We start from the raw sequence: 24,591 nt of genomic DNA on the forward strand, positions 1-24,591 counted from the left end.
TCGCGCCCAAAGCAGTGTGGGGACTTGCCGATCGCCATCGCGGTCGGGAGCGCGCTTTAAGGGACTTCCATGGCAAAGCCGGTTGTGATCGTGGTGGGCGCTGACAAGGGCGGGGTCGGCAAGACCACCGTCTCGCGGACGCTCCTGGACTATTTCAGTGCCAACAACGTGCAGACCCGGGCGTTCGACACCGAGTCGCCGCGCGGCACGCTGAAGCGCTTCCATCCCGACATCACCGAGATCGTCGACATGACGACGACCGCGGACCAGATGAAGATCTTCGATACGCTGAACGCCGGTTCCTCGGTCACCGTGATCGACGTCCGCGCCGGCCTGTTGTCGCCCGCACTGGCCTCGCTGCGCGATATCGGCTTCCTCGACGCGGCGCGCTCCGGCCAGATCACCTTCGCCGTGTTCCATATCCTAGGCCCGTCGATCGCCTCGCTGGACGAGATCGCCGAGACCGCCAACTTCATGAGCGGCGCGAAGTATTTCCTGGTGAAGAACTTCATCAACGACACCCAGTTCTTCCAGTGGGACCAGGCGACCTACAATTCCTACTTCCACCGCATCAAGGATGCCGTGGACCTGACCATCCCGAAGCTCAACGAAATGGCCTACGAGCAGGTCGAGGTCTCCTCGGTTCCGTTCCTGAAATTCGTCGCCAACAAGGGCATCAACGACGACGCCGCGAACTACTCCTTCGTGCTGCGCGGATATGTCCGGCACTGGCTCGCCAATGTCTGGAGCGAGTACGACCGGATCAAGCTGACCGACCTGGTCGGCGCCAAGTCGGCTAAGGGCGAAAAATAGTCGCGCTCAAACGGGACCGAATAGTCGCGCCGGGGGCAGCGAAAAAAGTCGCTCCCGGCAGTGAAAAAATCGCGCCTGGGGGCGGCGATGGGGCTGGATTGGGCGAAAATTTGGCCTGATATAGCGGGCGATGTCGTCCACGCCCGTTTACATCATCTGCTCGCCCCGCCCGCAGGTCGGCAAGACGCTGATCGCGCGGCTGCTCGGCGAATTCCTGCTGCTCAAGAACGGCGACGTCGTCTGCTACGACATCAACCTGAAGGAGCCGTCGCTGCTCGACTACCTGCCGCGGATCACGGAAACCGCCGACGTGATCGACACCTACGGCAAGATGCAGCTGATGGACCGCGTCATCGTCAATGACGGCATCGCCAAGGTGATCGACCTCGGCTACCACGCCTTCGATGAATTCTTCAGAATGTGCGACCAGATCGGGCTGATGAAGGAGGCGCTGCGCCGCCGCGTCTCGCCGGTCATCCTGTATGTCGCCGATACCGACCGCGCCTCGGTGCACGGCTACCAGACGCTGCAGGGCATGATCCCGCCGAACGCGCTCGTCGTGATCGACAATGAATTCGTGGTGCGCGGCGAGTTGCCGCCCCTCATGACCGCCAGCCGGGTGCTGCGCTTCCGGGCGCTGCCGGTGTTCCTGAAGACCTATATCGACCGGCTGACCTTCTCCTTTACCGGCTATCTGCGCCAGGAGAAGGACTCGTCGACCGAGCTGCATCAGTGGATCCGGAAGAACTACACCACCTTCCGCGATCTCGAACTGAGCATGCTGCTGCAGCGAGGGTAGCTCTGCTCCCTCGCCCCGCTCTTGCGGGGAGAGGGTTGGGGTGAGGGGCTGGCTCCGCAAATTCGACCGAAATTGGAGTGCGCGGAGAGTCCCCCTCACCCGGATCGCATCTTCGATGCAATCCGGCCTCTCCCCGCACGCGGGGCGAGGCTAAGAGATCAATGCCCTTCGAACGCCATCAGCGTGCGCACCGGCACGTCCATCGCGCGCAGCTTGGCGGCGCCGCCGAGATCCGGCAGGTCGATGATGAAGCAGGCCGCGACCACGTTGGCGCCGATCTGGCGCAGCAGCTTCACTGCGCCCTCCGCGGTGCCGCCGGTCGCGATCAGATCGTCGACCAGGATGACACGCTCGCCGGGCTGCACGGCGTCGGCATGCATCTCCATCTCGTCGAGGCCGTATTCCAGCGAGTAGGCGATCCGCACCGTGGTGTGCGGCAGCTTGCCCTTCTTGCGGATCGGCACGAAGCCGGCCGAGAGCTGATGCGCCACCGCGCCGCCGAGGATGAAGCCGCGCGCCTCGATGCCCGCGACCTTGTCGACCTTCGCCCCCGCCCAGGGATGCACCAGTTCATCGACCGCCCGGCGGAAGGCGCGGGCATCGGCGAGCAAGGTCGTGATGTCGCGAAACAGGATGCCTTTCTTCGGATAGTCCGGGATGGTGCGAACGGTCGCCTTGATGTCGTGGTCGAAGGTCATTGGTCTCGCAATCCTCAATTGGCCGGCGGATTAAGCCGGAATGCATTCTCGACAATGCGCAGGCCGACCTCGTTGCCGAGCGACATCAGCGATTCCGGATGGAATTGCACGCCGCCGACCGGCAGGGTCTTGTGCTCGATCACCATCGCGACGCCGTCTTCGGCGGTCGCGGTCACCGCCAGCACCTCGGGCACGCTGTCGCGCTCGACATAGAGCGAGTGATAGCGGCCGATCACGATCTCATTCGGCAAATTGTGCATCAGCCGGCCGCCGCGCACCTGGACCCGCGACGGACGGCCATGCGCGGGCTGGCCGAGCTGGCCGAGCTGACCGCCGAAATATTCCCCGATCGCCTGCACGCCGAGGCAGACGCCGAAGATCGGCAGCTTCTTTTCCAGCGCGGTGTCGATGGTCTTGGCGATGCCGAAATCCTCCGGGCGGCCCGGCCCCGGCGACAGCACCAGCAAGTCCCAGCCCTTCTTCTTGAGCATGTCCTGCGCATGGATGTGCCGAACCACGGTGACGTTGGCGCCGACCTGACGGAAGTAATCCGCCAGCATGTGCACGAAGCTGTCGTCGTGATCGATCAGGAGCACGTTCTTGCCCGAGCCGGTGGCATCGGGCGCGAAATCGGACAGCGGCTTCGGCGGATCGCCGCGCAGCGCCTGGAACAGCGCCGCCGCCTTGACCTGGCACTCGCGGTCCTCGGCGGCGGGATCCGAGTCGAACAGGCAGGTCGCGCCGACGCGCACCTCGGCGAGGCCGTCCTTCATGCGGATGGTGCGGATGGTGAGGCCGGTGTTGATGCTGCCGTCAAAATTGACGCAGCCGATCGCGCCGGCGTACCAGCGCCGCGGCGACCGCTCGTGATCCTCGACGAACTGCATCGCCCAGAGTTTCGGCGCGCCGGTCACGGTGACGGCCCAGGCATGGGTCAGGAAAGCGTCAAGCGAATCGAAGCCCGGCCGCAGCATGCCCTCGACGTGGTCGACGGTATGAAACAGCTTCGAGTAGGTCTCGATCTGGCGCCGCGCCAGCACCTTGATGGTGCCGGGCACGCAGACGCGCGCCTTGTCGTTGCGATCGACGTCGGTGCACATGTTGAGCTCGAACTCGTCCTTTTCCGAGTTCAGGAGCTTGCGGATCTGTTCGGCGTCGCCGATCGAATCCGAGCCGCGCGCGATGGTGCCCGAGATCGGGCAGGTCTCGACCCGGCGGCCGTCGGAGCGCACGAACATCTCTGGCGATGCCGAGACCAGGAATTCGCCGTCGCCGAGATTCATCAGCGCGCCATAGGGCGACGGGTTGATGCGGCAGAGCCGCTGGAACACTTCCGCCGGCGAGCGCTCGCAGGGCTCGGCAAACAGCTGCCCGGGCACCGCCTCGAACAGATCGCCGCGGGCGAACGCCGCGCGGGCGACTTCGACGGTCGCCTGGTATTCGCCTGGTCCGTGATCAGCAAAACCCTGCCGCCCGGTCATGGCGTAGAGGCTCGGCGCGGTCTCGTGCGACTGGCCCGCGGTGGATTTGCCCTTCCAGGAGAACTCGTAATTCAGCGCCACGCCGCGGCCGGTGGCGCGGTCATACGCCAGCAGCCGGTCCGGCACGTAGAGTACGATGTCGCGCTGGTCGGCCTCGCGGGCGCGCTTCTGCACGATGTCCTCGATCTGGAACACGAGGTCGTAGGCGAAAGCGCCGAACAGGCCGAGCAGCGGATCGGCATTGGAGGTGAACGCCGCCACCATGTCGCGCACCAGCGACATCACGCTGGCGCGGCGGGTGCGCTGGTCTTCCTCGACCGGCGCAGCGCCGCGGATGATATGGCCGGCGAGCCGCGTTGCGCTCCGCTCCGTGATCACGACGCAGGGCTCGCGCAGCACGTCGCCGAGGAAGGCGATCAGGACCTCGCCGCGCGGGTTCAGCGCCTGCAACGAGAAATCGGTGCCTGACGTTTCCAGCGCCAGCGGCGGATCGGCGAAGCCGAGGTCAAAGCTCTCGTAGCGGCCCGGCACCGTCGTGCCCGAGGACAGCACCACGCCGCGGCGGCGGTCCAAGAGTGCGATCAAATCATCGAGGCGATTGGCGCCGCCGGTGAACTGCTCGACCACGCGCGCGACGGCAAGGCCGCCATTGGTCAGATACTCGCTCTTGGCCGGCAGGGAGAAGACTGTCCTGTTCATGTGATCCTCTTACGAGACTTGGGAAGAGAGCGCCACACAGGACAAACGAAGGGACCGTCGCACTGCGATGGCGACCTTCGACGTTTTTGGGAAATGAAAACGCACCGGCCACCTATGAGAAGGTGGGCCACCAACGACGGGATGGACTGGCAACGGTGCTCATGGCCGCTACTCACCACCCGGCGCGGGCCGTGTCAAGGGATCGCCCGGCACCCCTGCCCCAACCTTGGAAGCCCCTTGGCGCCCTGTTGGACGGCATTTTCGGGTTTGAAGCGACGGGAATCCGCGTAGGATTTGACGAAATGGCAGCCGGATCGGCCGCCAAAAAAACAGACAGATGGTGGAGACGCAGATGGCGATTTTGGGGCTCGGATATGCCGGCTTCGGCTCCGACGCGCTCGACGACTGGCGGCAGTTCGGCACCGGCCTGGTCGGGCTGCAGGCGATCGAGCGCGGCAACTCGCTGCTCGCCTTCCGGATGGACGACCGCAAGCAGCGCATCGTGATCGACCGCGCCCAGGGCGAAGGGACGCGGTTCTTCGGCTGGGAGGTGGCGGATGCCACAGCGCTCGACGCGCTGGCGGCGCGGCTGGAGCATGCCGGCGTTGCCGTAACCGCCGAGCCGCAGGCGCTCGCAGACAGCAGGCGGGTCCGCGGACTGATCTCGTTCCAGGACCCGGCCGGCAACCGTCTGGAGGCGTTTCATGGCCCCGAGATCGACCACACGCCGTTCCGGCCGGGGCGCTCGATCTCCGGCTTTCGCACCGGCGCGCTTGGACTCGGCCACGCGGTGCTGACCGTCGAGAACATCGCACCCGTCATGAGCTTCTATGTCGACGTGCTCGGCTTCGGCCTCAGCGACTACATCGAAAAGCCGTTCCGCGCCTATTTCTTCCACGTCAATGCCCGCCACCATTCGCTGGCGCTGATCGAGACCGGCAGCAACGGCATGCATCATCTGATGGTGGAATTGTTCTCGCTGGACGATGTCGGTCAGGCCTACGACATCGCAATGAAGGAAGACCGGGTCAACGTCACGCTCGGCCGTCACACCAACGATCTGATGACGTCGTTCTACGCCAAGTCGCCGTCGGCCTTCATGGTCGAATGCGGCTGGGGCGGCCGCGAGATCGATCCCGCAAACTGGACGCCGTTCGAGATGTATGACGGCCCGAGCCTGTGGGGCCACGAGCGGGTCTGGCTGTCGGCTGAGGACCGCGCGGTCGCGCGCGAGATGCGGATGCGCGCCGCCACTGAGGGCAAGCGCGCGCCGGTGCAGGTGCTGGAGGGTAATTTCAAACTGATGTCGGGCACCTGCCCGTGGTGGGACGAGGTGAAGGCGGAGAGCTAAATCTCGCCGTCGTCCCAGCGAAAGCAGGGACGACACAGCGTGTGCGGGACGCGTCTTTACCCCAGATGCTTCCTGAAGAAGTCCGTCGCGCGGTCCCAGGCCAGTTCCGCACACTGCCGATCATGCACCGACAGGCGCTGCTCGTTGCCGAAGCCGTGCTCGGCGTCATAGCGGTACAGTTCCAGCGATTTGCCGGCGGCCTTCATCGCCTTCTCGAAACCATCGACCAGCGCCGGCGTGCACCAGTCGTCCTTGGTGGCAAAATGCCCCTGCAGCGGGATCCTCACGTCCGCCGGCTTGGCTGCCTGCTCCGGCGGAATACCGTAGAACACCACACCGGCGGTCAGCTCCGGGATCTTGGTGGCGCCGATGATGGTCACCGCGCCGCCAAGACAGAAGCCGGTCAGACCGACCTTGGCGCCGTTCTTGCCGAGATATTGCGCGGCGCCGCGCACCGTCTGCGTGGTGGCGTCCATGAAGTCGAGCGAGTTCATCTCTTTGCCGGCCGCGTCGGTGTCGTGATACGGCACCACCTTGCCCTTGTAGAGATCGGGCGCCAGCGCATCGAACCCGGCCCGCGCGAAGCGGTCGCACATTCCCTTGATCTGGTCCTGCAGCCCCCACCACTCCTGGATCACGACGACCCCAGGCGCGTTGCCGCGCGCGGCATTGGCGAGATAGCCTGACGCTTCCTTGCCGTCCGGACGCTTGAAGTTGATGCTGGTACCCATGAGTTCCTCCGCGAGGTTTTGCCGGCTGATTGGCCGGCATTTTGTCCGTACTCGATGACGGACGCAATCGCCCTGCGGCCCCCTCGCGCACTCGTCATGACTGCCGAAGCAGCAACGCGCTTCTCGCGAACCCAGGCCTCGGACACGCACAAAACAAAAAAGCCCCCGAAGGGGCTTTTTCAAACGCGCGATAGCTGAGATCAGTGAGCGTCGGCCCAGACCTTGCGCTTGGTGAAGTACATCAGGATGGCGAACACCACCAGGAAGAAGAACACCTGCATGCCGATCCGCTTGCGCGCTTCCATGTGCGGCTCGGCCGCCCACATCAGGAACGTCGTGACGTCGTGCGCATACTGCTTGACCGTCGCAGGCGAGCCGTCGTCGAAGGTCACCTGACCGTCGGACAGCGGCTTCGGCATCTTGATGGCGTGGCCGGGGAAGTACTTGTTGTAGTAGGTGCCCTCCGGGACGGTGACGCCCGCCGGCGGCTTGTCTTCGAAGCCCTGCAGGATGGCGTCGACGTAGTCCGGTCCCTGCTCCTGGTACTGGGTGAAGAAGTCGAACACGAACTGCGGGAAGCCGCGCTTGTAGGACCGCGCCTTGGTCATCAGCGACAGATCCGGAGGCGCCTTGCCGCCGTTGGCAGCGGCCGCGGCCTGCTCGTTCGGGAAGGGCGCCGGGAAGTAATCCGCGGCGCGGCCCGGACGCTCAAACATCTCGCCCTGGTCGTTCGGACCGTCCTTGATCTTGTACTCGGCCGCGAGAGCCGACGCCTGCGCCTCCGAATAGCCGGGCCCACCGGGATCGGCGAGGTTGCGGAACGCAACGTAGTTCAGGCTGTGGCAGGCCGAGCAGACTTCCTTGTAGACCTTGAGGCCACGCTGCAGCGAGCCGCGGTCATAGGTACCCAAAGGACCGGAGAACGACCACTTCTGCGCCGGCGGGGTGTCGCCGCCCTCCTCGGCCTTGGCATTCTGGGTGCTGCCGGCGAACAGGCCGCCAGCCACCACCAGCGCAAGCACCACGGAGGCTGCAGTCGCGGCCCTGCCCTTGCTCTTCGCCAGCACGTCGTCGGCGATCGAGTTCGGCACCGGGCGCGGCGTCTCGATGCGGGCGAGCAGCGGCAGCACGATCAGGAAGTAGGCGAAGTAGCACACCGTCAGGATCCGGCCGGCAATCACATAGATGCCTTCCGGCGGCTGCGAGCCGAGATAGCCGAGCAGGATGCAGACCACCACGAAGATCCAGAAGAACTGCTTGGCCAGCGGACGATACTTCGACGAACGGGTCCGTGCGCTGTCGAGCCAGGGCAGGAAGCACAGGATGATGATCGCCGAGAACATCGCCACGACGCCGGCAAGCTTGTTCGGGATCGAGCGCAGGATCGCGTAGAACGGCAGGTAATACCATTCAGGCACGATGTGCGCCGGGGTCACGCCGGGGTTCGCCGGGATGTAGTTGTCGGCGTCGCCGAGGTAGTTCGGCATGTAGAAGATGAACCAGGCGAAGAAGATCAGGAAGCATGACACACCGAACGCGTCCTTGATCGTCGCATAGGGCGTGAACGGAACAGTATCCTTCTCGGTCTTGGCCTCGACGCCGGCCGGGTTGTTCTGACCCGCGACGTGCAGCGCCCAGACGTGCAGCACGACGACGCCGGCGATCACGAACGGCAGCAGGTAGTGCAGCGAGAAGAAGCGGTTCAGCGTCGGGTTGCCGACCGAATAACCACCCCACAGCAGGGTCACGATGCTCTCGCCGAAATACGGTACGGCCGAGAACAGATTGGTGATGACGGTGGCGCCCCAGAAGCTCATCTGGCCCCACGGCAGCACGTAGCCCATGAAGCCGGTCGCCATCATCAACAGGTAGATGATGACGCCGAGGATCCACAGCACCTCGCGCGGCTCCTTGTACGACCCGTAATAGAGACCGCGGAACATGTGGATGTAGACGGCGAAGAAGAACATCGACGCGCCGCAGGCATGCATGTTGCGCAGCAGCCAGCCGTAATTGACGTCGCGGACGATCAGCTCGACCGACTTGAAGGCGAGATCGGCGTGCGGCGTGTAGTGCATCGCCAGGATCACGCCGGTCAGGATCTGCAGCGCCAGCATCATCGAAAGGATGGCGCCGAAGGTCCACCAGTAGTTCAGGTTGCGCGGCGTCGGATAGGCCACGAAGGAGGAGTGGATCAGGCCGAAGATCGGAAGGCGCCGTTCGATCCACTTCAAGGCGGGGTTGCTCGGTTGAAAATCAGATGGTCCGCTCATTGATGCGATCCTGAAGAAGAAAAACGACGCGATGGGTCCAAGGGGAAGCCGAAGTCCCGGAGGGTCCGGGACTTAGCCGATCTGGATTTTGGTGTCGGTAAGGAAGGCGTAGGGTGGCACCGCCAGGTTGGCGGGCGCCGGCCCCTGGCGGATACGACCGGAGGAGTCGTACTGCGAGCCGTGGCAGGGGCAGAAGAAGCCGTCGTAATTGCCCTCATGGGCGATCGGGATACAGCCGAGATGGGTGCAGATGCCGATCACGACCAGCCACTGATCGTGGCCTGCCTTGACGCGGGCCGAGTCGGGCTGCGGATCGGGCAGGCTCGAGAGCGCAACGCCCTGGGCCTCCTGGATCTGCTTCTTGGTGCGGTGGCTGATGTAGATCGGCTTGCCGCGCCAGAACACCTTGATGTCCTGGCCCTCGGCGATCGGCGTCAGATCGACCTGGATCGGCGCGCCGGCCGCGATCGTCGCGGCATCCGGGTTCATCTGGGCAACCAGCGGCCAGACGGTCGCGGCTGCGCCGACAACGGCGGCAGCTCCGGTTGCAACAAAAAGAAAATCACGGCGTGTCGGATGGTCCGCCGAAGACGCTGTCGTCACGATTCCTAGCCCTTTCTTTTCTGCAGCCGGTGGAACCGCCCCAGAGACGCTGGGAAGCGCCCCAAGAAAGGCTGCCGGCGCCCGCGGCCCCCGCGGCGGCAGAAAACCGCTATTCCCCACCCCAAATGGCGGAACAGCAGTCCAGAATCGTTCTATTGGCACCCTTGCCGGACGAGCGCAAGCCCGCTATCGGCTCGCACACGTGCAATGCACGAAATCCGCGCCGAGCGATGTTTTATTGAGACAATTTCATCCGGATTTCACAGGTCGCCCGCACCATGCAGATCGCGCTGTTCCAGCCTGACATCCCCCAGAATACAGGGACGATTCTGCGCCTCTGCGCCTGCCTGGACGTGTCAGCCCATATCATCGAACCGGCGGGATTCGACACCTCGGACCGGAATTTCCGCCGGGCGGGTATGGACTATCTCGACCATGTGCGGTTGAAGCGTCACGACTCATGGTCGAAATTCGAGGAATGGCGGGCCGAGGCCGGATGCCGGCTGGTCCTGTTCACGACCAAGGCGGCGAAATCCTACCTTGATTTCGCGTATGCGGCCTCCGATGTCCTGCTCTTCGGGCGCGAAACGGCAGGGGTGACCGAGGCGGTGGTGGCCGCCGCGGATGCGCGGCTGCTGATTCCGATCAAGCCGTCCTTGCGCTCGCTCAATGTGGCGGTCACCGCGGCCATGGCAGTCGGAGAGGCGCTGCGGCAAACCGGCTCAGGACTTGCCGGTTCGATAACTGCCGGTTCGGCAACTTAAGGGATTTTGGGTGAGCTACGCGGTCAAGGAGATCTTTCTCACCCTGCAGGGCGAAGGCGCCCATGCGGGCCGGGCCTCCGTGTTCTGCCGCTTCGCCGGCTGCAACCTCTGGAGCGGCCGCGAGCAGGACCGCGCCGGGGCTGTCTGCCGGTTCTGCGACACCGATTTCGTCGGCACCGACGGCACGCTCGGCGGCCGCTATGCCGACGCAGCCGAGCTTGCCGGCACCATTGCCGCGCAATGGACCGGGGGCGGAGCCGACCGCTACGTGGTGCTGACCGGCGGCGAGCCGCTGCTGCAGGTCGACACCGCCCTGATCGAGGCCCTGCACGGCCACGGCTTTGCGATCGCGATCGAAACCAACGGCACCATCGCGCCGCCCGACGGGCTCGACTGGATCTGCGTCAGCCCCAAGGCCGCCTCCGGGCTCGTGGTGCGCAAGGGGCATGAACTCAAGCTGGTCTATCCGCAGCCGGAAAACGCGCCGGAGGATTTTGCGGGCCTCGCCTTCGAGCGCTTCTCGCTGCAACCGATGGACGGCCCCGACGTGATCGAAAATACCGAGCTTGCGATCGCATACTGCCTGAAGCACCCGCAATGGCGCCTCAGCGTGCAGACGCACAAGACGCTCGGCATCAGATGACCTAACAGAATTGGATTGTTGAGAGAGATGTGGGAATTGACGAAAGCGTTTCGGTTCGAAGCTGCGCATGCGCTATCCGGGACGACCTTTGGCACCGCCAGCGAGGAGATTCACGGTCACTCGTTTCGAGCTGAGGTTACCGTCCGCGGCACGCCCGATCCGAAGACCGGGATGGTGATCGATCTCGGCCTGCTGGAACGCGCCATGGCCGAGGTGCAGAAGACGCTCGACCACAAGTTCCTCAACAAGATCGAGGCGATCGGTGTCCCGACGCTGGAGAATCTCTCACGCTTCATCTGGGAGCGATTGCAGCACACGGGCAAGCTGACCCGCGTCAGCGTCCATCGCGACAGCTGCAACGAGTGCTGCACCTATTTCGGCCCGCAAGGTTAGCCATGCTGCCAACAGACCCCGCCATCATCGAAGACCGCAAGGCGCGTGCGCGCAGCTGGTTCGAGGCGCTGCGCAACGACATCTGCGCGGCCTTCGAGAAGCTCGAGGACGACGCCCCCGCAGCGCTCTATCCCGGCAATGCCGGCCGGTTCGTGCGTACCCCCTGGGATCGCACCGACCATACCGGCAAGCCCGGCGGCGGTGGCGTGATGTCGATCATGAAGGGCCGGCTGTTCGAGAAGGTCGGCGTGCACTGCTCGACCGTGCATGGCGAGTTCGCCCCCGAGTTCCGCGCGCAGATTCCGGGCGCCGCCGACGATCCACGCTTTTGGGCCTCCGGCATTTCGCTGATCGCGCATCTGCGCAATCCGAACGTGCCCGCCGTGCACATGAACACCCGCTTCGTCGTCACCACCAAGGCCTGGTTCGGCGGCGGCGCCGATTTGACGCCGGTGCTGAACCGGCGGCGCACCCAGGAAGACCCCGATACGGTCGCCTTCCACTCCGCAATGAAAGAGGCCTGCACCGGGCCGAACGGCGTCGCCGACTACGACAAGTACAAGAAATGGTGCGACGACTATTTCTATCTGCCACACCGCAAGGAAGCCCGCGGCGTCGGCGGCATCTTCTATGACTGGCACGACAGCGGCGACTGGGAGGCCGATCTCGCCTTCACCCAGGACGTCGGGCGCAGCTTCCTGAAGATCTATCCCGACCTCGTGCGGCGCAATTTCGAGAGCGACTGGAGCGCGGAGGATCGCGATGAGCAATTGATCCGTCGCGGGCGCTATGTCGAGTTCAACCTGCTCTATGATCGCGGCACCATCTTCGGCCTGAAGACCGGCGGCAATGTCGATTCGATCCTGTCGTCGCTGCCGCCGGAGGTGAAATGGCCGTGACCAAGCTGCCGCGCGCGATGCTGATCGACATGGATGACACCATCCTGTCGGCCTATGGACGTCCCGAGATCGCCTGGAACACGATCACCACCGAGTTCGCCGCGGAGCTCGCGCCCCTGCCCCCGGAGATGGTCGCGACCGCGCTGTTGGCCTATGCACGGCAATTCTGGTCGACCGCCGAGCCGATCTGGCGGATCAAGCTCGGCGAGGCGCGCCGGCTGACCGTGAAGGGCGGCTTCGCTCAGCTTGCGGCGGCCGGCCACCGTGCACTGCCGGACGATCTCGCGGACCGCATCGCCGATCGCTTCACCGCCTATCGCGAGGAGGAGATGTTCATCTTCCCCGGCGCGCATGAAGCGATCGATACGTTCAAGGCGCTCGGCATCAAGCTCGCGCTGGTCACCAACGGCGCCGCCGACATGCAGCGCGCCAAGGTCGAGCGCTTCGCGCTCGGCCATCGCTTCGATCACATCCAGATCGAGGGCGAGCACGGCTTCGGCAAGCCGGAGGAGCGCGCTTACCTGCACGCGATGCAGGCACTCGGCGTCACCGCACCGGATACCTGGATGATCGGCGACAATTTGGAGTGGGAAGTCGTGGCGCCGCAGCGCCTTGGCATCTACGCGATCTGGATGGACGTGCACGGCGTCGGGCTGCCGCCGGGATCGACGATCAAGCCCGACCGCATCATCCGCTCGCTGACCGAACTGGTTCCGGTCGCGCGGAAATAACGCAGCTTCTGTATTCACAGCAAATCCATCGCGCCAGGCGCCGGCCGTGATCGCACTGTCATCACCGGTCGCTAGCTTGCCATCCGCGTCATCCAGCGCGGAGGGAAATCATGGAACTGAAACCAGGCGATGTCGTCATGCTGAAATCCGGCGGCCATCCGATCACGGTGGTGGAAGTCGACGAGGACAAGGTCGAGTGCCTGTGGATGGGCACGGACGGCGACCTGTTCCGCGAAACCCTGCCGCTCGTCGCACTCGAGTCGACCGAAATCGATCCGGAAGATGACGAGCAGGACGACGACGAAGAAGAGGATGACGACGAAGAAGAGGACGACGACGAGGACGGCGACCGCAAGAAGAAGCGTAAAGCTGCTTGACAGGGCTGCATGAGATTCAGGCGATGCTGCCCGGCGCTCCGCCGGCAGCGTCGCCGCCGCTTCCCGTCACAACGCCCGCAGCGCGCTCGAGATCATCACCACGCCGCCGGTGACCACGGCGGCATCGAGGATCGCGGTGTGGATATGCACCGGCATCCGCTCGACAAAGGCCCTGGCCAGGAACGCGCCGGGAATGGCGACCAGGCCGATCAGAAGCGCAAGCGCCAGCACCTGCACGGTGATGACACCGGTCAAACCGAACACCGAAATCTTGACCGCGGCGCTTGTGAGCGAGATCACCGCATCGGTTGCGATCACAGCGGCGCCCTCGAGGCCCGCCGCCATCAACAGCGACAGCAGGATGACGCCGGAGCCCGCGGTGCCGCCGACCACGACGCCATAGCCGACGGCGCCGGCCGCAAGGCCCCGCTCACCGATCCTGACGCTGTGCTTGCGCAGCAGCCGCCTGAGCGGGACGCTGGTGATCAGCATGCTGCCGATCACCAGCGAGGCGCCGGAGCTCGTCAGCCGCGTATAGCCGTAAGCGCCGAGCGCTGTGGAGAGCAATGCTGCAGCGATCACGATGATCGCCTTGCGGCGGTCGGCAAATCTGACAAAGGCGACGAAGCGGCTGGTGTTGGTGAAGATCGACGAGATCGCAATGATCGGCACGACCGGCTCGGCGCCGACCATCGGCACCAGCACCAGCGGCATCAAGGCGCCGGTGCCGTAGCCGGCGAGCCCTCCGATCACGGAAGCAAACAGCGCAACCGCTGCGACGAGCAGAATTTGAACGAGCGAGATGTCTGCGAAGCCGGAGAGGAAATTCAAAGCCGATGATCGCGGGTGAAGCGGGAAACGGTCTGGTCGGCGATGCCCGACAACACCTGCGGATCAAGCGGGAAATCCGCGGCTAGCCAAGCATCCTCGGCCAAGGTCAGTACATGCCCGAGCGCTGGTCCTTCGGCAATCCCGCGCGCAATGAAATCAGACGCCCTCAAGGGAAAGTGAGGGGCGCGCCAGCGTTGCGGCAGCGTGGCGAGCGCGCGCCACTGCTCGACATCGCGCCCCGCGCCGGTTCGCGCCCATGCGAGCAGCAGCCGGTCGCGATAGGGCTCCTCGTCGAGCCGGTAGAGCCTGCGCTTGGCACGCGCCTCGTCCATGCCGGGCAGGCGCCACCAGCGATGCCCCATCGAATCGAGCGCCTTGGCTTCGGCATTGGAGAGCCGTAGCCGGCTCGCGATGCGCCGCGCGTCCTCGGTCACGGCGACGGTCAGCGCGGCGAGCCGGCGCGTCGGGCTCGGCGCGAGGCCCATCAGCCTTTCGATCTCGATCATCGCCGCGAACGGCCCGGTATAAGCGACGCCGCCAAACAACGGCAGCAACAGCCCGCCATCGCCCATCGCGGTCACCGCGCCGGCAGCGCCGTTCGCAACCACGAGCTTGAGCATCTCCATGCGGATGCGCTCGGCCGAGAGGCCCGTAAGTCCGGCGCGCCCACTGATGCAGGCGAGATAGCCGGCGCGATCGACCTCGCCTGCGCCATAGGCGGCGTGGAAACGGAAGAAGCGCAGGATGCGCAGATAATCCTCGGCAATCCGCTGCGCAGGATCGCCGATGAAGCGCACCCGCCTCGCTTCGATATCGGCGAGACCGCCGACGTGATCATGCACGACGCCGGAGGCGTCGACCGACAGGCCGTTGATGGTGAAGTCGCGCCGCTCGGCGTCGCGCACCCAGTCGCGCCCGAACGCCACCTTGGCCTTGCGGCCATAGGTCTCGGCGTCCTCGCGCAGCGTCGTCACCTCGAAGGGCTGACCGTCGACGACCAGGGTCACCGTGCCGTGCTCGATGCCGGTCGGCACGCTCTTGATGGTCGCCCGCTTGGCGCGGCGGATCACCTCCTCCGGCAATGCCGTGGTAGCGATGTCGATGTCGGCGAGCGGAATTTGCATCAGCGCGTTGCGCACGGCACCGCCGATCACCCGCGCCTCTTCGCCGCCGGCATTGAGCAGGCCGAGCACGCGCGCCGCGGGCCCCGAAGCGAGCCATGGCGCGTCGGACAACAGGCGCACCTCGCTCATTTCTCAGCTCCCGGCACCAGCCTGCCGTTCTCGATATGAGCGGGAACGTAGGTCGAGTTCGGCGGCGCGCCGGTCAGTTCGGCGAGCAGCACGAAGCTCACGATGACCAGCACCAGCGCCGCCAGCGTCAGCTTCGCGATCATGTCGAGCGGCCATGATGCCGGTAGCGTCACGCCGGACCGTGTCGCGAAGAGGAAGATGGCATAGACCGCGAAAGGGACCAGAAAGATGCCGATCTCGGTCAACACCGTGCGGATCATGACAGGTAGATCCGCTCATACAGCACCCGCAGGATGCCGGCGGTCGCGCCCCAGATGTAGCGCTCAGCGAACGGCATCGCGTAGTAGGACCGGTCCATGCCGCGGAATTCCTTGGTGTGGATCTGATGATTCTCGGGGTTCATCAGGAAAGCGAGCGGCACCTCGAACGCATCGACGACCTCGGCCTCGTTGATCTCCAAGGTAAATCCCGGCTTCACCTTGGCGACCGTCGGCAGGATGCGGAAGCCGAACGCGGTACCATAGAGGTCGAGATAGCCGACAGGGTCGATGAATTCCCGCTTCAGCCCGACTTCTTCACAGGCTTCGCGCAGCGCCGCATCGAGCGGCGAGGCATCGGTGGCGTCGATCTTGCCGCCGGGAAACGAGATCTGGCCGGCATGGCTCGACAGATTGGGCGAGCGCTGCGTCAACAGCACGGTCGGCTCGGGATGATCAACCACCGGGATCAGCACCGCGGCCGGCCGCACCGGCTGCTCCTGGGCTACGATCTCGAGCATGCGATCGTTGCCGGAATCTCCGGTGCGCGGAATGATATGCGGATCGACCAGGCCCGGCGGCACTTCGAAATCGAGCCGCGTGCGGGCTCGCGCGAAGAATTCCGTCGAGCTGATCGTCGCCGGTTTCACCTTCAGCAACGGCTCGTTCAAAGTGCGCCCCTCACCTGGCTGGCATCGGCCATCGCGAAAAACTCGCCGCCGGACTCGATGCCGAACATCTCCTGACCATCGACCATCCGCTCCTCGCCCATGTCAACCAGATCGTAGTAGAGCGCGCGGGTGACCTTGGCCCACAGGTCGGCGCGGACGTGCAGATAGGGCGTCAATCCGCCATCCTCGGCGGCCTCGAATCTGAGGCCGTGGCCCTTCTCGCAATCGACCCAATCATCGACATTGGTGCGGAACCGGAGCAAACGGCCGCGCGCGTCTTCCTCCGTCTGCATTTCCACGGCAAGGAACGGCGCGTCGTCGACGCGGATGCCGACCTTCTCCACCGGTGTCACGAGAAAGTGCTTGCCGTCCTCGCGCTTCAGGATCGTGGAGAACAGCCGCACCAGCGCGGGGCGGCCGATAGGCGTTCCCATGTAGAACCAGGTGCCGTCGGGCGCGATTCGCATGTCGAGATCGCCGCAGAACGGCGGATTCCAGAGATGAACCGGCGGCAGGCCCTTGCGTCCGGCCGGCCCCGATGTCGCAGCTTGATTTGCCGCGGTGGTCAGCCCTTCGAGGCCCTTGCCTCCGAGCGCCTTCGCTCCGAGCCCCGTAGTTTCACTGCCGGAATCGCTCTGCCCTTGCTTCGCCATTGTTTGCCCTGAAGTTTCCAACCCTCAATCTGGCACATTTGGTGCACGTATCCTGAGATGTGGTCGGGATGTCATTCTCGCCACATCGTGATGCCGTTCATACCCTGAAATACCGATAAGGTGGGGATAGTTTAATTCAACGAATACATGGCCTTCGCATAGGTTTAGCATGCGGCCCATGTGGTGACGACGCGAGAATCGAGCGCATCGTCAAGAAGGAGCGGATCGAATGGCCGGTGCAGACAGTGTCGAGAAACTGGAAGATGTGATCGTCCGCTCGGCCGAACAGGTCGCGGGCCAGATCAAGGCCGCCAAGGAAGCGGTCGCCACCGTCATTTTCGGCCAGGACCAGGTGATCGAAAACACCCTGGTGACGATCCTGTCCGGCGGCCACGCGCTGCTGATCGGCGTGCCCGGCCTCGCCAAAACCAAGCTTGTCGAGACGCTCGGCGTCACGCTCGGCCTCGACGCCAAGCGCATCCAGTTCACGCCCGATCTGATGCCATCGGATATTCTCGGCGCCGAAGTGCTCGACGAGAATTCGGCCGGCAAGCGTTCGTTCCGCTTCATCTCGGGTCCGGTGTTCGCGCAGCTCCTGATGGCCGACGAGATCAACCGCGCCAGTCCGCGCACGCAGTCGGCGCTGCTGCAAGCCATGCAGGAGCAGCACATCACCATTGCCGGCGCGCGGCACGATTTGCCGAAGCCGTTCCACGTGCTCGCGACGCAGAACCCGCTCGAGCAGGAAGGCACCTACCCGCTGCCCGAGGCGCAGCTCGACCGCTTCCTGATGGAAATCGACGTCGACTATCCCGATCGCGACGCCGAGCGGCGCATCCTGTTCGAAACCACCGGTGCCGACGAGACGCTCGCCAAGGCGTCGATGGACGCCGAGACGCTGATCACGGCGCAACGCCTGGTGCGCCGCCTGCCGGTCGGCGATTCCGTGGTCGAGGCGATCCTGACGCTGGTGCGCGCCGCGCGCCCCGGCACCGAGGGCGGCGAAGCCGGCAAGCTGATCGCATGGGGACCCGGTCCCCGCGCCAGCCAGGCCCTGATGCTGGCGGTGCGCGCCCGCGCGCTGCTTGACGGCAGGCTCGCGCCGTCGATCGACGACGTGCTCGATCTCGCCGAGCCCGTGCTCAAGCATCGCATGGCGCTCACCTTCTCGGCGCGCGCCGAGGGCCGCACCATTCCTGACGTGATCAAGCAGTTGAAGACGCGGATCGGTTGATGGCGGCAGACAACAGGCACCAGAACGAGGAGATCCTGGCGGTTCGACGTGCCGATGGCGAAAGCCGAACGCTCGCCGCATCGCTGCCGCGTCTTGTGCTTGAGGCCCGCCGTGTCGCCGCCAACGTCATCCATGGCCTGCACGGCCGCCGCCGCGCCGGCTCGGGCGAGAATTTCTGGCAATACCGCCGCTTCGTGTCCGGCGAGCCGTCGCAGCGCGTCGACTGGCGCCGCTCGGCGCGCGATGACCATCTCTATGTCCGCGAACAGGAGTGGGAGGCCGCGCACACCGTTTGGATCTGGCCCGACCGCTCGCCCTCGATGGCCTTTGCCTCGCGCGAGGCGCGCGACAGCAAGCTGGAGCGCGGACTGATCGTCGCCTTCGCGCTTGCCGAGCTGCTCGTTGCGGGCGGAGAACGCGTCGGCATTCCCGGCCTGCTGAACCCGACAGCAAGCCTCAACGTGATCGACAAGATGGCGGAAGCGATGTTGCACGACGAGACGACGCGCGCGAGCCTGCCGCCGTCCTTCGTGCCGTCGTCGCTGGCCGAAGTCGTCGTGCTGTCGGATTTCTGGTCGCCGATCGCAGAGATCACGACCATGCTGGCCGGGCTCGCCTCGTCGGGCGCGCACGGCACCATGATCCAGGTCGTCGATCCCGCCGAAGAGACCTTCCCTTATTCAGGCCGCGTCGAATTCGTCGAGCCGGAGGCCGGCAGCGTCATCACTGCAGGCCGCGCCGAGAGCTGGGCGAGCGACTATGTCGCGCGCGTCGCGCTGCATCGCGACCAGATCCGTGCCGAGACCAACCGGCTCGACTGGCTGTTCTCGCCCCATACCACCAGCCGCTCCGCGGCCGAACTGCTGCTGTTCCTGCACGCCGGCATGATGGTGAGCAAGGGCGGCGGCCGGTCAACCGTCAAGGCGGGACGCAGCGCATGATCGCAGGCCTCCCGCTCTCCTTCGCCGAACCATTGCTGCTGCTGGGGCTGGTCAGCCTGCCGGTGCTGTGGTGGCTGCTCCGCGTGATGCCGCCGCGACCGCGCCGGATCGAGTTCCCGCCGACGCGGCTGCTGTTCGACATCGCGCCCAAGGAAGAGACCCCGTCGCGCACGCCGTGGTGGCTGACGTTGCTGCGGCTCGCCGCCGCCGCGCTGGTGATCTTCGCCGCTGCCGGACCGATCTGGAATCCGCAGACCGGCGTTGCCGCGGGCAAGCAGCCGCTGGTGATCCTGCTCGACGACGGCTGGAGCGCGGCCTCGAGCTGGGACGCGCGGATCAAGGCCGCGGACGAACTGGTCACCAATGCCGACAGCGACCGCCGCGGCGTCGCGCTGGTGCCGCTGTCCGAGCCGACGCGCGACATCACGCTGATGCCGGCCGGCGCGGCGCGCGTCGCGTTGCGCCAGCTTGCGCCGAAGCCCTACTCGATCGATCGCGTTGAAACCCTGGCGACGCTCGAGCGTTTCCTCAAATCGACCGGCGACTGCGACATCGCCTGGCTGTCCGATGGCGTCGACACCGGCCGCGGCAGCGAATTCACCGAAGGTCTCGGCAAGGTGATCGAGAGCCGCAATCTGACGATCTATGCCGGCGGCGCGCAATCCGCGCAGGCGCTGGTCGCGGCCGAGAACGCCGCGGCCAAGATGACCGTGAAGGTGCTGCGCACCGAAAGCGGCATCGCGGCAGGAACGGTGCGCGCGGTCGACGCCAAGGGCTCGCCGATCGGCGAGGCCCGCTACGCCTTCGGCCCGCAGGAGCGCGAGACCGAAGCCGCCTTCGATCTTCCGGTCGAACTGCGCAATGACATCGCACGGCTCGAAATCTCCGGCGAGCATTCGGCCGGCGCCGTGCAACTGCTCGACCGGCGCTGGCGCCGCCGCGCCATCGGCGTGGTCTCGGGCGCGAGCAGCGACACCGCCCAGCCGCTGCTGGCGTCGACCTTCTATCTCTCCCGCGCGCTGTCGCCGTTCGCCGATGTCAGGCTCGGCGATCGCGGCGCGCCGCAGCAGGTGATCGGGCAATTCCTCGATCAGCGGCTGCCGATGATAGTGATGGCCGATGTCGGCACGCTGTCGCCGGAAATCCGCGACCGCCTCAACGCCTGGATCGAGCAAGGCGGCGTGCTGGTGCGCTTCGCAGGTCCCCGCCTCGCCCAGGCCGATGACGACCTCGTTCCCGTCAAGCTGCGCCGCGGCGGACGCACGCTCGGCGGCAGCCTGACCTGGGAGAAGCCGCAACACATGGCCTCGTTCGCCGCCGACGGCCCGTTCACGGGCCTCACCGTGCCGAAGGACATCACTGTCAGCCGCCAGGTGCTGGCCGAGCCCGACGCCGTGCTCGCGACCAAGAGCTGGGCCTCACTTGAGGACGGCACGCCGCTCGTCACCGGCGAGCATCGTGGCAAGGGCGTGGTCAGCCTGTTCCATGTCGGCGCCGACATGCGCTGGTCGGATCTGCCGATGTCCGGCACCTTCGTCGAGATGCTGCGCCGGCTGATCGACATGTCCGGCTACACCTCGAAGCCCGGCCCCGGCGTCGCCAGCGATCCCAATGCCGAGACCGTGGCGCCGCTGCGCACGCTGGACGGCTTCGGCGCGTTCGGCCCGCCGCCCTCGACCGCCAAGCCGATGTCGGCGGACTATCGCGACCGCGGCACCGCGGACCATCCGCCCGGCTTCTACGGCACCGCCGAGAGCCCGATCGCGGTCAACACGCTCGCGTCCGCCGACCGCATTGCGCCGCTCGATACGTCCGGCCTGCGCGCGAAGCATGCGACCTACACCAACACCGAGCCGCGTGACCTGCGCGGCATCATGCTGTCGACGGCGCTGGCGCTGTTCCTGCTCGATGCGATCGTGGTGGCGATGCTCGGCGGCGGCCTTGCCGCGCTGATCCGGCGCCGCGCCGCGCCGGCCGTGCTCGTTTTGGCCTTCATCCTTGCGACCATGATGGTGCCGTCGCCGACGCGCGCGCAGAACAGCAGCAGCGACGATTTTGCCATCAAGGCGGTGTCGCAGACCCGGCTGGCCTATGTCGTGACCGGCAACACCGACGTCGATTCCATCGTCAAGGCCGGGATGTCAGGACTGACGCTGTTCCTTGGCCAGCGCACGGCGCTCGAGGCCGGCGATCCCGTCGGCATTGATCCCGCGCGCGACGAGCTGGCGTTCTTCCCGCTGATCTACTGGCCGATCGTGCCGGGCGCACCGAAGCCGGCGCAAGACGCCATCAACAAGATCGACGCCTATATGAAGCAGGGCGGCACGGTGATCTTCGACACCCGCGACGCCGTCGAGGCGCCGCCGGGCGACAATGGCGCCTCGCAGACGCCGGGCATGCAGACGCTGCGCGAATTGCTGTCGACTCTCGACGTGCCCGAACTCGAGCCGGTGCCGCGCGAGCACGTGCTGACAAAGACGTTCTATCTGCTGCGCGACTTCCCCGGCCGCTTCAACACGGGCCAGACCTGGGTCGAGGCGCTGCCGCGCGAGGACGACGAGGAGGCCGCGCAGCGTCCGGCACGTGGCGGCGACGGCGTCTCACCGATCATCATCACGTCGAACGATCTCGCCGGCGCCTGGGCGATCCGTCCCGACGGGCAGCCGATGCTGCCGCTGACGCCGGGCGAGCCGCGCCAGCGCGAATTCGCCTTCCGCGCCGGCGTCAACATCGTGATGTACACGCTGACCGGCAACTACAAGGCCGACCAGGTGCACGCGCCTGCCTTGATCGAGCGGCTGGGACAATAATATGAACTACGGTATCGCGTTCACACCGCTGGTTCCCTCGATCGTGCTGTGGATCGCGCTCGGCGCGATCGTCGTCATCGCGGCACTGTTGCTGCTGTCGCGCGCGCGCGGCGCCGCGGTGCGTGTCGCTGCGCTGGCGCTGATCCTGCTTGCGCTGGCCAATCCCTCCTTCACCCGCGAGGACCGCGAGCCGTTGACCTCGGTCGCCGCGGTGGTGGTCGACAAGAGCCCGAGCCAGAATTTCGGCACACGCACCCAGGAGACCGACAAGGCGCGGCAAGCGCTGGTCGACAGCCTGAAGCAGATCAAGGGCCTCGAGGTCCGCGTCGTCGAAGCCGGCCAGGCCGACGGCGAAACCGACGGCACCAAGCTGTTCGGCGCGCTGACGTCGGCGCTATCGGACGTTCCGGTCGAGCGCGTCGCCGGCGCGTTTATGATCACCGACGGCCGCGTGCATGATATTCCCGCCAACGCGCAAGCGCTCGGCTTCCAGGCGCCGGTGCACGCCCTGATCACCGGCCGCAAGGACGAGCGCGATCGCCGCATCGCGATCACGGCCGCGCCGCGCTTTGGCATCGTCGGCCAGACCCAGACCATCACCTACCGGCTCGACGATCAGGGCGTCACCGGCGAGCGCGCCAAGGTAACGATCCGCCGCGACGGCGAGGTGATCAACGAGCGCACACTGACCAGCGGCCAGACCTCCAGCGTCGATATCGATATCAAGCATGCCGGCCCCAACATCGTCGAGATCGAGGCCTCGCCGCTCGAGAACGAGCTGACGCCGGTCAACAACCGCGCCGTGGTGGCGATCGACGGCGTGCGCGACAAGCTGCGCGTGCTGCTGGTGTCCGGCGAACCGCATGCCGGCGAGCGCACCTGGCGCAACCTCTTGAAGTCCGACCCCAGCGTCGATCTCGTCCATTTCACCATCCTGCGTCCGCCGGAGAAGCAGGACGGCACGCCGATCAACGAGCTGTCGCTGATCGCGTTTCCGACCCGCGAGCTGTTCCAGCAGAAGATCAACGAATTCCAGCTGATCATCTTCGACCGCTATGCCCGCCAGGGCGTGCTACCGATCGCCTATTTCGACAACATCGCGCGCTATGTCCGCTCCGGCGGCGCGGTGCTGGTTTCGGCCGGTCCAGATTACGCCTCGACCACCAGCATCTGGCGCACGCCGCTGGATTCGGTGCTGCCGGCCGAACCGGTCGGGGTCACCGAGAAGCCGTTCTACGCGCATCTGAGCGATGCCGGGAAACGCCATCCGGTGACGCGCGGGCTGGAAGGCTCGAATGCCGAGCCGCCGCATTGGAGCCGGTTCTTCCGCACCGTCGACACCCGCAACGCGATCAACCCTCCGGTCATGACCGGCGCCGACGGCAAGCCGCTGCTGCTGCTGTCGCGGTTCGGCGAAGGTCGCGTCGCGCTGCTGCTCTCCGACCAGATCTGGCTGTGGGCGCGCGGCTATGAAGGCGGCGGACCGCATCTCGATCTGTTGCGGCGGGTGTCGCACTGGCTGATGAAGCAGCCCGACCTCGACGAAGAGGCGCTGCGCATGCAGGTGCAGGGCAAGGACCTCATGGTGGTGCGGCAGACCATGGCCGACACCGTCGCGCCGGTCACCGTGACGTCGCCGAGCGGCGCCACGCATGAACTGACCCTGACCGCCGGCGATCCCGGCGAGTGGCGCGCCACGCTGCCGGCGAGCGAGCTTGGCCTGTGGCAGGCCACCGACGGCACCCTGAAGGCGCTGATCAATGTCGGCCCGACCAACCCGAAGGAATTCTCGGAAGTCACCTCGACCACCGACATGCTGAAGCCGCTGGCGCAGGCGACCGGCGGCGACGCACGGCGCATCGTCGACGGATCGAGCCTCGACATGCCGCGCATCGTGCCGGTGCGCGCGTCGACGATCTTCCGCGGCGACGGCTGGCTCGGCGTCAAGATGCGCGACGCAAGCGTGGTCAAGGGCGTTGGCGTGTTGCCGATGTTCGCCGGCCTGGTCGGCCTGCTGCTGTTGCTCGGCGCATTCGCGGCAACCTGGCTGCGCGAGGGACGCTGAGCCCGATAACGCTCGATGTCCAATCGGCCCCGTTGCCTCAATCACACACCAGCAACGGATCGACACAGTGTGTCTGAACCACCGTTGACATCGCGGCCACCCTCCGATGTTATAATGTAACATCGGGCGGCTGGGGAACGAGCGCCGTTCCGATGGACGGGGTTCAATCGGCGTGAAGTGGTTCCGGAGACACATCAAGACTGGTTCGCGGCTGGCGCTGTTCGCGCTCGCCGTCCAGTTCGTGCTGTCGTTCGGGCACTTCCACCCGATCGCGGCCGCGCAAGCGGCACCCGCGATCCAGACCGGCCTGTCGCTGCTCGATCTCGCCTATATCGGGACCTCGGCGACGCCGGATCTCGCGGCCCAGGTGACCCGGACCGAGCCGCCCACGCGGCACGACAACGACCGCCATCCGGCCGACAATTGCGCGATCTGCGCTGTCATCTCGCTCGCGAGCAGCATGCTGTTCACGGCGCCGCCGGTGCTGTTGCTGCCGGAAGCCGTCGAGCTTCTGTTCCGCACCACCAATGCCGAATTCGTCCATCTGAAATCGGCCCCCTCGGCCTTCCACTCCCGCGCACCTCCTCTGTCCTGACATCGACTGATTGCTGCACGCCCTGA

General features: G+C 65.8%; 24 protein-coding genes. 14 read left to right on the plus strand and 10 right to left on the minus strand.

Going from position 1 to position 24,591, the window contains the following annotated elements; genetic code table 11:
- The first annotated feature begins 69 nt into the window (after window positions 1–69).
- Window positions 70–813, plus strand: coding sequence for a P-loop NTPase family protein (locus CO675_RS16260; RefSeq protein ID WP_097672899.1), 744 nt, complete (start codon window positions 70–72; stop codon window positions 811–813).
- 130 nt (window positions 814–943) lie between these two features.
- Window positions 944–1,612 (plus strand): P-loop NTPase family protein, encoded by a 669-nt coding sequence (locus tag CO675_RS16265; protein ID WP_097672900.1) that lies wholly within the window; start codon window positions 944–946, stop codon window positions 1,610–1,612.
- A 158-nt stretch (window positions 1,613–1,770) separates the two neighbouring features.
- Here CO675_RS16265 and CO675_RS16270 read toward each other — a convergent pair whose 3' ends face one another.
- Both CO675_RS16270 and CO675_RS16275 read right to left on the minus strand, forming a co-directional pair.
- The gene (locus tag CO675_RS16270) at window positions 1,771–2,310 is read right to left on the minus strand and encodes an adenine phosphoribosyltransferase (protein ID WP_097672901.1); all 540 of its coding nucleotides are present in this window, start codon (window positions 2,308–2,310) and stop codon (window positions 1,771–1,773) included.
- Window positions 2,311–2,324: 14 nt separating this feature from the next.
- On the minus strand, window positions 2,325–4,490 hold the full coding sequence (locus CO675_RS16275; RefSeq protein WP_097672902.1) for an anthranilate synthase component I: 2,166 nt from the start codon (window positions 4,488–4,490) through the stop codon (window positions 2,325–2,327).
- Between the two features lie 352 nt (window positions 4,491–4,842).
- Between CO675_RS16275 and CO675_RS16280 the strand changes: the two genes are divergently transcribed.
- Window positions 4,843–5,841 (plus strand): VOC family protein, encoded by a 999-nt coding sequence (locus tag CO675_RS16280; protein ID WP_245452777.1) that lies wholly within the window; start codon window positions 4,843–4,845, stop codon window positions 5,839–5,841.
- Between the two features lie 56 nt (window positions 5,842–5,897).
- Here the strand turns inward: CO675_RS16280 and CO675_RS16285 are convergent, their stop codons facing one another.
- The 3 genes from CO675_RS16285 to petA form a co-directional block, all read right to left on the minus strand.
- Window positions 5,898–6,572: a dienelactone hydrolase family protein gene (locus CO675_RS16285; RefSeq protein WP_097672904.1), complete on the minus strand. Its 675-nt coding sequence runs from the start codon at window positions 6,570–6,572 to the stop codon at window positions 5,898–5,900.
- Between the two features lie 200 nt (window positions 6,573–6,772).
- Window positions 6,773–8,845, minus strand: a complete 2,073-nt coding sequence (locus CO675_RS16290; protein ID WP_097672905.1) for a cytochrome c1 — start codon at window positions 8,843–8,845, stop codon at window positions 6,773–6,775.
- A 72-nt stretch (window positions 8,846–8,917) separates the two neighbouring features.
- Entirely contained in the window at window positions 8,918–9,448 is a 531-nt protein-coding gene (petA, locus tag CO675_RS16295) for a ubiquinol-cytochrome c reductase iron-sulfur subunit (protein ID WP_097672906.1), read from the minus strand.
- Window positions 9,449–9,726: 278 nt separating this feature from the next.
- Here petA and CO675_RS16300 point away from each other — a divergent pair, with 278 nt between their 5' ends.
- From CO675_RS16300 to CO675_RS16325, 6 genes are all read left to right on the plus strand, one after another.
- Window positions 9,727–10,212, plus strand: coding sequence for a tRNA (cytidine(34)-2'-O)-methyltransferase (locus CO675_RS16300; RefSeq protein ID WP_097672907.1), 486 nt, complete (start codon window positions 9,727–9,729; stop codon window positions 10,210–10,212).
- A 10-nt stretch (window positions 10,213–10,222) separates the two neighbouring features.
- Entirely contained in the window at window positions 10,223–10,855 is a 633-nt protein-coding gene (queE, locus tag CO675_RS16305) for a 7-carboxy-7-deazaguanine synthase (protein WP_097672908.1), read from the plus strand.
- 27 nt (window positions 10,856–10,882) lie between these two features.
- The gene (locus CO675_RS16310; protein WP_097672909.1) at window positions 10,883–11,248 is read left to right on the plus strand and encodes a 6-pyruvoyl trahydropterin synthase family protein; all 366 of its coding nucleotides are present in this window, start codon (window positions 10,883–10,885) and stop codon (window positions 11,246–11,248) included.
- A 2-nt stretch (window positions 11,249–11,250) separates the two neighbouring features.
- Window positions 11,251–12,147 (plus strand): oxygen-dependent coproporphyrinogen oxidase, encoded by an 897-nt coding sequence (hemF, locus tag CO675_RS16315; protein WP_198964618.1) that lies wholly within the window; start codon window positions 11,251–11,253, stop codon window positions 12,145–12,147.
- Window positions 12,138–12,878 (plus strand): HAD family hydrolase, encoded by a 741-nt coding sequence (locus tag CO675_RS16320; RefSeq protein ID WP_097672910.1) that lies wholly within the window; start codon window positions 12,138–12,140, stop codon window positions 12,876–12,878. The genes hemF and CO675_RS16320 overlap by 10 nt, the downstream gene beginning before the upstream one ends.
- A gap of 137 nt (window positions 12,879–13,015) precedes the next feature.
- On the plus strand, window positions 13,016–13,255 hold the full coding sequence (locus tag CO675_RS16325; RefSeq protein WP_097673007.1) for a DUF2158 domain-containing protein: 240 nt from the start codon (window positions 13,016–13,018) through the stop codon (window positions 13,253–13,255).
- A 66-nt stretch (window positions 13,256–13,321) separates the two neighbouring features.
- On the opposite strand, the gene CO675_RS16330 is transcribed toward CO675_RS16325, so the two are convergent.
- From CO675_RS16330 to CO675_RS16350, 5 genes are read right to left on the minus strand one after another with little or no spacing between them, the layout of a single operon-like run.
- Complete coding sequence (locus tag CO675_RS16330) at window positions 13,322–14,086, minus strand: TSUP family transporter (protein ID WP_097672911.1); 765 nt, start codon at window positions 14,084–14,086, stop codon at window positions 13,322–13,324.
- On the minus strand, window positions 14,083–15,339 hold the full coding sequence (locus CO675_RS16335) for a CCA tRNA nucleotidyltransferase (protein ID WP_097672912.1): 1,257 nt from the start codon (window positions 15,337–15,339) through the stop codon (window positions 14,083–14,085). The genes CO675_RS16330 and CO675_RS16335 overlap by 4 nt, the downstream gene beginning before the upstream one ends.
- Window positions 15,336–15,599, minus strand: coding sequence for a DUF6111 family protein (locus CO675_RS16340; RefSeq protein ID WP_097672913.1), 264 nt, complete (start codon window positions 15,597–15,599; stop codon window positions 15,336–15,338). Before CO675_RS16340 ends, CO675_RS16335 begins: the two co-directional genes overlap by 4 nt.
- Entirely contained in the window at window positions 15,596–16,231 is a 636-nt protein-coding gene (locus CO675_RS16345; RefSeq protein WP_374708003.1) for a CoA pyrophosphatase, read from the minus strand. The genes CO675_RS16340 and CO675_RS16345 overlap by 4 nt, the downstream gene beginning before the upstream one ends.
- A gap of 32 nt (window positions 16,232–16,263) precedes the next feature.
- Window positions 16,264–16,920: a DUF1285 domain-containing protein gene (locus CO675_RS16350; RefSeq protein WP_245452778.1), complete on the minus strand. Its 657-nt coding sequence runs from the start codon at window positions 16,918–16,920 to the stop codon at window positions 16,264–16,266.
- A gap of 229 nt (window positions 16,921–17,149) precedes the next feature.
- On the opposite strand from CO675_RS16350, the gene CO675_RS16355 reads away from it, so the two are divergent.
- The 5 genes from CO675_RS16355 to CO675_RS16375 all read left to right on the plus strand — a co-directional run bounded on the left by CO675_RS16355 (window position 17,150) and on the right by CO675_RS16375 (window position 24,565).
- Window positions 17,150–18,154, plus strand: a complete 1,005-nt coding sequence (locus tag CO675_RS16355; protein WP_097672915.1) for an AAA family ATPase — start codon at window positions 17,150–17,152, stop codon at window positions 18,152–18,154.
- Window positions 18,154–19,095 (plus strand): DUF58 domain-containing protein, encoded by a 942-nt coding sequence (locus tag CO675_RS16360; RefSeq protein WP_097672916.1) that lies wholly within the window; start codon window positions 18,154–18,156, stop codon window positions 19,093–19,095. Before CO675_RS16355 ends, CO675_RS16360 begins: the two co-directional genes overlap by 1 nt.
- Window positions 19,095–21,905: a DUF4159 domain-containing protein gene (locus CO675_RS16365; protein ID WP_097673009.1), complete on the plus strand. Its 2,811-nt coding sequence runs from the start codon at window positions 19,095–19,097 to the stop codon at window positions 21,903–21,905. Before CO675_RS16360 ends, CO675_RS16365 begins: the two co-directional genes overlap by 1 nt.
- Before the next feature lies 1 nt (window position 21,906).
- Window positions 21,907–23,970 carry a hypothetical protein gene (locus CO675_RS16370; protein WP_097672917.1) on the plus strand — a complete coding sequence of 688 codons (2,064 nt, stop codon included), beginning with the start codon at window positions 21,907–21,909 and terminating at the stop codon, window positions 23,968–23,970.
- Between the two features lie 172 nt (window positions 23,971–24,142).
- Window positions 24,143–24,565 (plus strand): DUF2946 family protein, encoded by a 423-nt coding sequence (locus CO675_RS16375; RefSeq protein WP_198964620.1) that lies wholly within the window; start codon window positions 24,143–24,145, stop codon window positions 24,563–24,565.
- Window positions 24,566–24,591 lie beyond the last annotated feature (26 nt).

It is taken from the genome of Bradyrhizobium sp. C9, assembly GCF_002532045.1.
GTDB lineage: Bacteria > Pseudomonadota > Alphaproteobacteria > Rhizobiales > Xanthobacteraceae > Bradyrhizobium.

Excerpts from the sequence above, each read along its gene's own strand:
- CO675_RS16260 (WP_097672899.1), top strand. The coding sequence starts at position 70 with ATGGCAAAGCCGGTTGTGATCGTGGTGGGCGCTGACAAGGGCGGGGTC.
- CO675_RS16265 (WP_097672900.1), top strand. The coding sequence starts at position 944 with ATGTCGTCCACGCCCGTTTACATCATCTGCTCGCCCCGCCCGCAGGTC.
- CO675_RS16270 (WP_097672901.1), bottom strand. The coding sequence starts at position 2,310 with ATGACCTTCGACCACGACATCAAGGCGACCGTTCGCACCATCCCGGAC.
- CO675_RS16275 (WP_097672902.1), bottom strand. The coding sequence starts at position 4,490 with ATGAACAGGACAGTCTTCTCCCTGCCGGCCAAGAGCGAGTATCTGACC.
- CO675_RS16280 (WP_245452777.1), top strand. The coding sequence starts at position 4,843 with ATGGCGATTTTGGGGCTCGGATATGCCGGCTTCGGCTCCGACGCGCTC.
- CO675_RS16285 (WP_097672904.1), bottom strand. The coding sequence starts at position 6,572 with ATGGGTACCAGCATCAACTTCAAGCGTCCGGACGGCAAGGAAGCGTCA.
- CO675_RS16290 (WP_097672905.1), bottom strand. The coding sequence starts at position 8,845 with ATGAGCGGACCATCTGATTTTCAACCGAGCAACCCCGCCTTGAAGTGG.
- CO675_RS16300 (WP_097672907.1), top strand. The coding sequence starts at position 9,727 with ATGCAGATCGCGCTGTTCCAGCCTGACATCCCCCAGAATACAGGGACG.
- CO675_RS16310 (WP_097672909.1), top strand. The coding sequence starts at position 10,883 with ATGTGGGAATTGACGAAAGCGTTTCGGTTCGAAGCTGCGCATGCGCTA.
- hemF (WP_198964618.1), top strand. The coding sequence starts at position 11,251 with ATGCTGCCAACAGACCCCGCCATCATCGAAGACCGCAAGGCGCGTGCG.
- CO675_RS16320 (WP_097672910.1), top strand. The coding sequence starts at position 12,138 with ATGGCCGTGACCAAGCTGCCGCGCGCGATGCTGATCGACATGGATGAC.
- CO675_RS16325 (WP_097673007.1), top strand. The coding sequence starts at position 13,016 with ATGCTGAAATCCGGCGGCCATCCGATCACGGTGGTGGAAGTCGACGAG.
- CO675_RS16335 (WP_097672912.1), bottom strand. The coding sequence starts at position 15,339 with ATGAGCGAGGTGCGCCTGTTGTCCGACGCGCCATGGCTCGCTTCGGGG.
- CO675_RS16340 (WP_097672913.1), bottom strand. The coding sequence starts at position 15,599 with ATGATCCGCACGGTGTTGACCGAGATCGGCATCTTTCTGGTCCCTTTC.
- CO675_RS16350 (WP_245452778.1), bottom strand. The coding sequence starts at position 16,920 with ATGGCGAAGCAAGGGCAGAGCGATTCCGGCAGTGAAACTACGGGGCTC.
- CO675_RS16355 (WP_097672915.1), top strand. The coding sequence starts at position 17,150 with ATGGCCGGTGCAGACAGTGTCGAGAAACTGGAAGATGTGATCGTCCGC.
- CO675_RS16360 (WP_097672916.1), top strand. The coding sequence starts at position 18,154 with ATGGCGGCAGACAACAGGCACCAGAACGAGGAGATCCTGGCGGTTCGA.
- CO675_RS16370 (WP_097672917.1), top strand. The coding sequence starts at position 21,907 with ATGAACTACGGTATCGCGTTCACACCGCTGGTTCCCTCGATCGTGCTG.